This is a genomic window from Wohlfahrtiimonas larvae, from assembly GCF_002006755.1.
GTDB classification, from domain to species: domain Bacteria; phylum Pseudomonadota; class Gammaproteobacteria; order Cardiobacteriales; family Wohlfahrtiimonadaceae; genus Wohlfahrtiimonas; species Wohlfahrtiimonas larvae.
This window is the reverse complement of sequence record NZ_MVDO01000172.1, coordinates 1-4,340: the sequence shown is the minus strand read 5'-3', so window position 1 is coordinate 4,340 and position 4,340 is coordinate 1. Positions and strand designations below refer to the sequence as shown.

The following is a 4,340-nucleotide window of genomic DNA, read 5'->3' as shown; positions in this document are numbered from 1 at the left end:
ATTGACAGATTGATCTCTACCTAATGAGAGCACATCTAGGTAACGAATAAGAGGGAAAAATATAGCAATTGTCGCAATAAGAATACCTAAGGCCCACCATAATAGTTTGACTTGCACATTATTGAAGCTTGCAAACATTTTATCTTGCGCTAATAAGAATTCATTAGGGTCGATCAGTACTTGCATGAATGTGGATAAACTATTAAATAATGCCCCCATAATGATGCCCATAAGCAAGAGGAAATAGACAGATCGACCTTCTTTGCCAAGCATGATTTTAAATAAAATAATGGAGAATGCTACCAATGTTCCAATAGAAATCAAAAACATCCATTCGTTACTGATCATGGCATAATTTTTACCACCTAAGAAGAAAATCAGTAAAGTTTGCACTAATAGGAATAGCCAATCTAATCCAATGATACTTGGCGTTAATATTCTATTGTGTGTAACGGTTTGAAAAATCACAGTTGAAAATGCAATTGCAGTGCCTGCAATAGTCATTGCCAAGATTTTATTGCTACGATTTCTAAATGCATAAGCAACGTCATCGGTAAATTGATCCCAACTTGTTAAGAGATATTCCCAATGAAGTCCTAATTTAAATAATAAGAAAAATAGGATACTTGCGATGGTTAGTATAAATAGGATTAATAATTTTGTGCGATTACTCATGTTGTCGATGCCTTTTTAAAGAGTAACCAAACAAATAATGTGCTGCCTAAAATACCAATAGTGACACTGATGGGAATTTCGGCAGGCGCAATTACAATACGGCCTAAGATGTCACATACTAAAATAATAATGGCACCCAATAAGGCAGTGTATGGCAATGTATCACGTAGATTATCACCACGATAGATAGAAACAATATTCGGGACAATTAAGCCCAGAAATGGAATCATACCAACGGTCAGAATGACGCATGCTGTAATCATAGCGACAATGGCTAAGCCAATGTTAATGACTTGTTTATATTTTAAACCTAAGTTTTTAGCAAAATCTTCCCCCATACCTGCAATAGCAAATTGATTAGCATAAAGATAAGCAACAATCATTAAAGGGATAGAGATGTACATCAACTCATAGCGCCCAGACATTACCATAGAAAAATCACCCATTAACCATGATGAAATGTTTTGTATTAAATCATATTTATAAGCGATAAATGTTGCGATAGAGCTAATAATGCCCCCAAACATTAAACCAACTAATGGCACAAAAACAGCATCTTTATAGCGAATATGGTTGAGTATTTTCATAAAAATGAAAGTACCTGCTAATGAGAATATAAATGCTAAGCTCATTTTGATGAGCATGCCAGAGCTGGAGAATAGAAGAATTGCGATTAAAATCCCTAATTTAGCTGATTCCATTGTTCCTGCTGTTGTTGGTGAAACAAATGGATTTTGGCTTAATTTTTGCATAATCAAGCCGGCAATGCTCAGACTAGCACCTGCTATTAATATAGTAATCAAACGTGGTACTCGACTGACCCAAATAACTTGTAGCTGTCTTTCGGTTAATTCAAAACGCAATACTTCACTAACAGAAATATTTGTGTTACCAACAAATAGAGAAACTATAGCTAAAATAAAGAGTATGAGAAAAAGATGCCATTTTCTCATGCTAGAAAACGTCCTTCATAAATGAAACTCATGCACGAATGATAATGATTGTTATTTTACATGATATTTATATTTTTCATAGCTGTTAGGCGATATTAGAAATACTATAGCTTTTAGGTATATTACAAATAGCATTTATTTAGGTGTAAGGCTAAAGGTAAATAAATATGAAATACTCAATGCTTATAATGTTCATTCTACTTGCATTTAATAGTTTTGTAGTTGCAAAAGATGAGTCGAACACTATGCAAAATTTATCGCAAGAAGTGAAGGATTTTTATGATATTCAGCCACTATCTTTGGATAAACTTGAGCAAAATTTGTACATTTGGGGTGTGGGATTGAATTACCCTAAGTCTAATTTTTATGACATTGGACGGAAAGTTGTGCAGGCTAATTATGCATTAGGTCAAGAGATGCAGAGTGGGGTGTTAGATATTTGGGGGATGCAAAAAAAGGCAGAGCGTATTTCCCTATATCTTCAGGATAATGAAGCATTATTAAATTTTTACCATCCTTTTATTGCAGAAAATAGTCGAAAAAGTATTAATCGATGTAATCGTTATAATGATCATGATTGTATTCAAAAAACGATTGCTGATGAAACGCAAATTAGAGTATTAAATGATAAAAATAAAGAACTACAACAGCGTTATGAGGATATTTCTAAGTATATAGATAAATCGGTAGGGTATTTTCATCCGTATAGTTTTGCATCATCTGCCTATCCAGATATGGCAAGCGTGATAAGACTGTTAGATTTAGATGCTGCAAATGCAGTATTGGAGCTCTATTATGGTGATCGAACAAAGGCAATTGAAAGATTATCAAGAATTAACTTTTTTGCCAATATAGAACATCATGGTGCATTGACAATGCCATTGTTACAACTCAATATTCAGCAAGCACTTAATCAAACGATTAATGCATTATTAGATCAACAATTACTAGATGCAGGAGATCCATTTTTAACAAAGCTTTATTCGCAGGATATTGAACGTTTTAGATTAAAGCTTCAGCAATCATTGAGGTGGCAAGCAAAAATTACAACGCAAAATAATTTATATTTATATCAAGATTATAAGTCTAGATTGATGGATCTAGTGCATGATGATGCTATAGCCTTAGCTGCTGAAAATGATGTTGCTAACCGCTTATATGAGTATTATCAACGCTATGAGGATTTATTAATACAAGAAAATATTACAGTCGAATCATTTCAAAAGATTGTGCCATATATAGAAGGCGTACCTTTTAATGTATATTTAATATCGCCCTATGAATATTTAAAGCAAGCTCAATATCAACAGGCATATGAAAAACTATTGCGTACAAAGATTAGAATTTTAAAAGGTGATAGGTTGCCTGTTGATGATATTGTACAGTTAGATGAATTAAATTCACGGCTGTATATTCATTTAGATGATGAGCTTGAATTTGGTTCGCCACTTTTGCCACAACCTATGCGTTGGTTTGATGCTAATCAACCGTTTTTAAGCCTGTTAGAAGTTGCTATTCCAAACGTTAAATAGTACTTTGTACGGTCGGTTTTATTATTTATAAGTTGCTGTATATGGAAAACAAAGATTCTTTCGCACCTTGGGCGGTTGCTGTATTTTTATTGGCAGTTTTAGCGGTTCAATCAGGTGCAGTATTTGCTAAAAAACTATTTGAATTAATTGGAGCAGAAGGTGCAACTTCTATGCGCTTAGGTTTTGCTGCAATTATTTTATTGGTGGTTTTTCGTCCATGGCGAATAGATTTTAAAAAGGGTAATGTCCGAAACTTTATCATCTATGGGTTGGCATTAGGTGCAATGAATTTTTTCTTTTATAAGGCGCTGAAAGAGATTCCGATAGGGATTGCTGTTGGCCTAGAATTTACTGGACCTTTATCAGTGGCTCTTTTTTATTCTCGCCGTCCGATTGATTTTATTTGGATTGCATTGGTTATTTTAGGTTTGATTCTTCTATTGCCAATTGGTGATGAAGTGAATAATGTGAATTTCAAAGGTGTATTGTTTGCCTTAGTTGCAGGTTTTTGGTGGGCAATTTATATCATTTTTGGTAGAAAAGTTGGTAAGGATTATGGTTTGCCAATAGTTTCGGCAGGAATGATTGTGGGCGCTATTTTATTCGCGCCTATTGGTATTATTACGGAGGGGGCTAACTTATTTACGCCAACGATCTTAATGTATGGTTTGATTGTTGCATTATTATCGTCAGCCATTCCATTTGCACTTGAATTAATTGCAATGACACATATTCCCTCTAAAACTTACGGCATGTTAAGCAGCGCAGAACCCGCTGTTGGTGCGCTTTTTGGCATTATATTTTTAGGCGAACATTTGTTTGTCATACAATGGAGTGGATTGGCTGCCATTATCATTGCTTCAATTGGCGCAACATTAACTGCTCGCGGAAGATAACAATGAGTTATGATTTAATATAATATATTGGAATATAAGCATTGACCTATATAAGGGAGATGGTTAAGATATTTATGTGTTCCACTACTGATTATTCTATGCTTGTTATACATAAAGATAACACCTCACATTTTTTAACTTCACAATTCTTATTGCTACTCTATTAGCGTTTCTATCTTTCATTTAACTCAAACAATATTATTTAAATTATAGAAAGATAGAGGAAATCATGTTTAATAAAGCTTGGATATACGTTGGGCTCACAAGTGTTTTTGAGCTCATTT

At 33.9% G+C, this 4,340-nt stretch carries 4 protein-coding genes; 2 read left to right on the top strand and 2 right to left on the bottom strand.

Features of this window, described 5'->3' with window-relative positions; genetic code table 11:
* A partial coding sequence (locus BZK14_RS09500; RefSeq protein ID WP_077926265.1) for an iron chelate uptake ABC transporter family permease subunit occupies window positions 1–675 on the bottom strand: 675 nt, incomplete at its 3' end.
* The gene (locus BZK14_RS09495) at window positions 672–1,628 is read right to left on the bottom strand and encodes an ABC transporter permease (protein WP_077926264.1); all 957 of its coding nucleotides are present in this window, start codon (window positions 1,626–1,628) and stop codon (window positions 672–674) included. The genes BZK14_RS09495 and BZK14_RS09500, both read right to left, overlap by 4 nt.
* Window positions 1,629–1,795: 167 nt before the next feature.
* Between BZK14_RS09495 and BZK14_RS09490 the strand changes: the two genes are divergently transcribed.
* Window positions 1,796–3,160 carry a hypothetical protein gene (locus tag BZK14_RS09490; RefSeq protein WP_143691430.1) on the top strand — a complete coding sequence of 455 codons (1,365 nt, stop codon included), beginning with the start codon at window positions 1,796–1,798 and terminating at the stop codon, window positions 3,158–3,160.
* A 41-nt stretch (window positions 3,161–3,201) separates the two neighbouring features.
* Window positions 3,202–4,056: an EamA family transporter gene (locus tag BZK14_RS09485; protein ID WP_077926262.1), complete on the top strand. Its 855-nt coding sequence runs from the start codon at window positions 3,202–3,204 to the stop codon at window positions 4,054–4,056.
* The last annotated feature ends 284 nt before the right edge of the window (window positions 4,057–4,340 follow it).